Annotated in this window: 4 protein-coding genes; all 4 read left to right on the top strand. The window is 31.2% G+C overall.

Annotated features, from left to right (window positions below):
* Positions 1 to 229 precede the first annotated feature (229 nt).
* The 4 genes from DNU06_RS17245 (at position 230) to DNU06_RS17230 (ending at position 3,851) form a co-directional block, all read left to right on the top strand.
* A complete protein-coding gene (locus DNU06_RS17245; RefSeq protein ID WP_111064751.1) occupies positions 230 to 1,735 on the top strand; it encodes an RNA-directed DNA polymerase in 1,506 nt (501 codons plus the stop codon).
* Positions 1,736 to 1,844: 109 nt separating this feature from the next.
* On the top strand, positions 1,845 to 2,471 hold the full coding sequence (locus tag DNU06_RS17240; RefSeq protein WP_111064750.1) for a hypothetical protein: 627 nt from the start codon (positions 1,845 to 1,847) through the stop codon (positions 2,469 to 2,471).
* Positions 2,472 to 2,535: 64 nt separating this feature from the next.
* Positions 2,536 to 3,018, top strand: a complete 483-nt coding sequence (locus tag DNU06_RS17235; RefSeq protein WP_111064749.1) for a hypothetical protein — start codon at positions 2,536 to 2,538, stop codon at positions 3,016 to 3,018.
* Positions 3,019 to 3,311: 293 nt separating this feature from the next.
* Entirely contained in the window at positions 3,312 to 3,851 is a 540-nt protein-coding gene (locus DNU06_RS17230) for a DUF7738 domain-containing protein (protein ID WP_111064748.1), read from the top strand.
* Positions 3,852 to 4,642 lie beyond the last annotated feature (791 nt).

Raw genomic sequence — 4,642 nt, 5'->3', positions numbered from 1 at the left:
GACCGCAACGACAGTATTAAAAAAAGAAAGCAGTAGTTAACAATACCTATATTCAATTTGCATTTACCAATTAAAAGAGATGGTAATTAATAAAATAGCGCCAAAACATGGTTTAGATAGTCTAAAATAATTAATTTAGCCTAAACAATGCCTTGGCGGTTATCAAGTTACTTTGTGCAAGGTAATGCAAACAGAAATATAGCCGAGCGTTAGCCGCAATTAAAAAAAAATGAGAAAGATTCTAGAATTGACAAACATTGAAGCTCGTGCTTTTCTCTTAAAAGAAAGGAGTTATTTCAATTTTGATTTACCTTCATATTTTACTTTTAATAAATTATTATCAGATTTATCAAACATTATTGAGGAAAAAGAACTTGAAGAATTCTACAAGAATATTAATCCAGATAACAATAAACCTCAAAGACCTTTTCCAAGTGAAGTTGAGAAAGTTAATTATGTATTGTTAAATAATAAAAATGGAAAATATTCTTGGAGACCATTTCAATTAATTCATCCAGCAATTTATGTCTCAATTGTTCACAAAATAACAACAGAAGATAATTGGTTAATATTAACTAACAGATTTCTTGAATTTCAGGCAAACGAAAAGATAATTTGTGAAAGTATACCTATTGAATCAGATGATGAATTATCAGACAGAGCAAGTTCAGTAACTAATTGGTGGAAAAACATTGAACAAAAATCAATTGAGTTAGCCTTGAATTTTGATTATATAATGCATTCTGACATTGAAAATTGTTATGGTACAATTTATACACACTCTGTTCCTTGGGCAATTCACACTAAAGATTTTTCAAAACAAAATCGAGGACTTCATCATATTGGCAATAAAGTTGACAAACTTTTAAGAGATATGTCTTATGGACAAACTAATGGAATTCCTCAAGGAAGCGTTTTAATGGATTTTATTGCTGAATTAATTCTTGGTTACGTTGATTTAAGTCTTTCAGAGAAAATATCTACTACGAGTATAACAGATTACAAAATATTGAGATATAGGGATGATTATAGAATATTCACTAATAATCCTAGAGACGGAGAAGAAATAACAAAATTCTTGACTGAAATCCTTATTGAACTTGGAATGAGATTAAATGGAGGTAAAACTTTTATTTCTAGTGATGTAGTTATAGGTTCAATTAAACCTGACAAATTATATTGGAATTCTGCAAAAAAAAGTTCTGCAAGTTTACAAGGACATTTATTACTAATTCACAATTTAGCCAATAAGTATCCTAATTCTGGAAGTTTAAGAAAGTCTTTAGATAAATTTTACAATAGGTTAACTAAAATAAAAGAAACAGAGGAAAACATAACAGTTTTAGTTAGTATAATAATAGATATTGCATTTAAAAATCCATCCACATATCCTGTTTCTTGTGCGATTTTAAGTAAACTCTTCACACTTTTAACGAACGAAGAAAGAAATGATTTATTAGAATCAGTAAACAAAAAATTTGAAAAAATACCCAATACGAGTCATATAAAAATTTGGCTTCAGAGAATAACAATAAAAGAAAACAGAGGAATTGAATACAACGAAACTCTTTGCGACAGAGTAAATGATGAAACTATTGAAATTTGGAACTCAGAATGGTTGAATACAGAAATAGAAACGCTAATAAAATCTTCAAAATTAATTGACGAAGAAGAAATAAACAAAATAAACTTAATTATTGAGTCAGAGGAATTTCAACTATTTGAATATCAATAACTATGCCCAACACCGTATATAATTTATTGCTGGCCACGCCTACTTACGAAGTTAGTAGTAGCTTAAAACACGCAACATACTATATACAACAACGTTGGGCATCATTGAAATGAAGAATTGGCTAGAATACATAGAAAATGAATTAATAGATATTGACTTTGACGATATTGAGACAAAGCAAACTGACTATTACCTATACAAGTTCTATCGCCTTAACGGGACATATCTTGCAGTTGACTTAATTGACGACTTCAGAAAAATTCGAAAAATTGAAATTGGCAAGTATTGGTTGACCAACAGCAATGTTTGGGGGTATGAAGTTAGTAGTGCAAAAGCGGTACTTGATAAGACCAAAATGCAGTTTATTGACTTTCTTCAAGTTTCATTTGACAGTGAATATGGAGAACAATACGAACTTGACTTTACTACCAATAATCAAAGAATATTAAGTCAATTCTTAAACGTACCGCTTTTCAAAGGTTGGATTGAGAATTACTACAATTACAAAGAGGATAATTACAAAATCTGCATTGAACTAGAAACAGATATTAAAAGGCTAAACTTTGAAATAATACTCTTACATTTTGCAGAACAAGACATACCCTTGCCAGGCGACAAGACTGAACGAAGAATTCGAGCTTGGTGGGCTGACTTAAAAATAAATGACACTAAACGGAAAATTGAAAGGGAGATAATAAAACCATTAAAGATAAAAACCTTGCCATACAAAAAATAAAAATTACTCCTTCGCAGTTCGGCAACAATGGCTAATTTTACCCAACCATTAGTAACCATTAATAATGAAAACACGCTTGTTGATTATATCGCTTTGTTTTGGTTCTTATACTTATAGTCAAGATGTGAATAAAAATTTTCTGGGACTGCAGTTTGGAGGTCAATCTATAGTTGGGTTTTCATATGACAGAACCATACTTCACCAAGGGAAATTGCTACTTAATGGAGCAGCTGGGATTGTACTTAATGAATATGCAGACGACCAAGATCCCTTAGATCGGCCTATTTATGGCTTGAATTTAGGAATGATTGCGCTTTTTGACTTCAAATATGTTTTTATAGAAAGTGCGATATATGCTTCACCATATTTTTACAAATCATTTACTTTTATCAATTATTATGCTTGGTTGGGTTTAAGAGTATCTTCAAAAAAAATAAGCGGTGGATTTGCTTCTGTTGGATGGACTCCTTCCTTACATTTTTCAAAAAACCCTCCGAACCATTATAATAAAGTTCAAATTGGAATTAAAGCAGGTTTTAATTTTTAATAAAACATGTATGCAAGCCAAGTATTATTTAAACTAGCTCCCTACCCTCTGTTGGCGCGCTAAGTTTAACTGCATACCAATAAAAAAGCAGTAAATAAAAGCTAGTCCATTAACTTTTAAGGGATTGTTTATTATATTTGTCTGCTTAGTTGTTTACAAATATTTATTTTAATTGAAGCATTTATATACGAGTAACAAATACTTAAAAACGGTTAAAACAAAGCTAAATAGTCGATAACAACAATTTTGTTATTTATATTAGTGTGTTTTACTCGGTTGTTAGCTACAAGTAAATGAAAAAAACACTATCACTTTTACTTCTTTTTTTAATCTCGTATAATGGGTATAGTTTAAGTAACGCAGATTCAATTAGAGTAGAAATTAGAGATAGTATTCTAGTAATTAATAGTAAAGTTGTGCATGTAGATTCAATAGTACAATTTTTCAGTACTCACTTTGGAGAGCCTCAAAGAACTAAGAAAAGCATAAGATATAAGTCGGAAAGATATATTTATGATGACTTAGGAATAAGTATTCACATTCATCCAGTAAGCGTTTCAGTCAGTTTTGAATACAAACATGTGATTCGAATTGACCCAAAATCTCCTTTTCAAGGTACTATTTCAATAAATGGCAAAGAAATCGATCGCCTTAGTTCATTTTTGGAAATTCAATCGATCTTGGCGCCTTGTTACTTTAGTAATATTTACAATCGATCACTTTTAGGAACATTTTTTTCATTTGAAAAGCTACTAAGTGACCCCAAGATTTCTTCGATTGGATATCATTTCATTAAAGATTCTTCCAATAGAATTGGACCTTATAGAATTTAAACATTTTAGTAGCGGTGCAGTTTCGGTGGACTGCAGCCAGAGCAGACCATGGTAGTTTAAAATGCAAAGTTTTAGCGGTACTGTTTCGGCTGATTGTACCCACGCCATAGAAGCACAATTTGGCACGGGGCGCCTGACTAGTTGACTTGAATTGCCGGCAGAATGTTGGGACGTGAGAAGGCTGAGACAACAGTAGCAAAACGATTGTAGGAATAAGGTTAACCAAGTTCAAAAAGTAGCACAGAGCGCAAATTACGGTTGAATGCTCCCACAATAATGAAAAATAAGCAGTAGCTAACAACACCTATATTCAATTTGCTTTTACTAAGTAGTATTTTACCCATCTGAAAAGTACGCCAAAACATGGTTTAGAATAATTAAAATGACTAGTTTAGCTAAACAATGTCTTGGCGGTTATCTAATTACATTTGTGCTAAGTAAAGCAAACAGAAATATAGCCAAGCGTCGGCAGCAAGCTAAAACAAAAATTACGATACCAAATAAATGGTAGATTAAAAATTTAAAATTACATTTGCATTAGAAAATGAAAAGATTGAATAACATATTACGCCTTCCTTATTTCAGCACTTATTATAACAAAATAATATCTGCTCGGAACGTCTATGTATATACTTCAAATAATAACTGACAATTATAAATTATAACATAACTAAAAAGCCCGAGCAAATGCTCGGGCTTTTTTTATTTAAAAAATGTCACGTCCTGAAATAGCGATACACTAAAACAGTAGTGTAATGAAAACATCAGAAAACATGGGGTATGTGAAACGT

The organism is Putridiphycobacter roseus (assembly GCF_003234935.1).
Taxonomy (GTDB): domain Bacteria; phylum Bacteroidota; class Bacteroidia; order Flavobacteriales_D; family Crocinitomicaceae; genus Putridiphycobacter; species Putridiphycobacter roseus.
The sequence above is the reverse complement of the archived record's forward strand: the minus strand, read 5'-3'. Positions and strand labels throughout refer to the sequence as shown.

Excerpts from the sequence above, each read along its gene's own strand:
- DNU06_RS17230 (WP_111064748.1), top strand. The coding sequence starts at position 3,312 with ATGAAAAAAACACTATCACTTTTACTTCTTTTTTTAATCTCGTATAAT.
- DNU06_RS17235 (WP_111064749.1), top strand. The coding sequence starts at position 2,536 with ATGAAAACACGCTTGTTGATTATATCGCTTTGTTTTGGTTCTTATACT.
- DNU06_RS17240 (WP_111064750.1), top strand. The coding sequence starts at position 1,845 with ATGAAGAATTGGCTAGAATACATAGAAAATGAATTAATAGATATTGAC.
- DNU06_RS17245 (WP_111064751.1), top strand. The coding sequence starts at position 230 with ATGAGAAAGATTCTAGAATTGACAAACATTGAAGCTCGTGCTTTTCTC.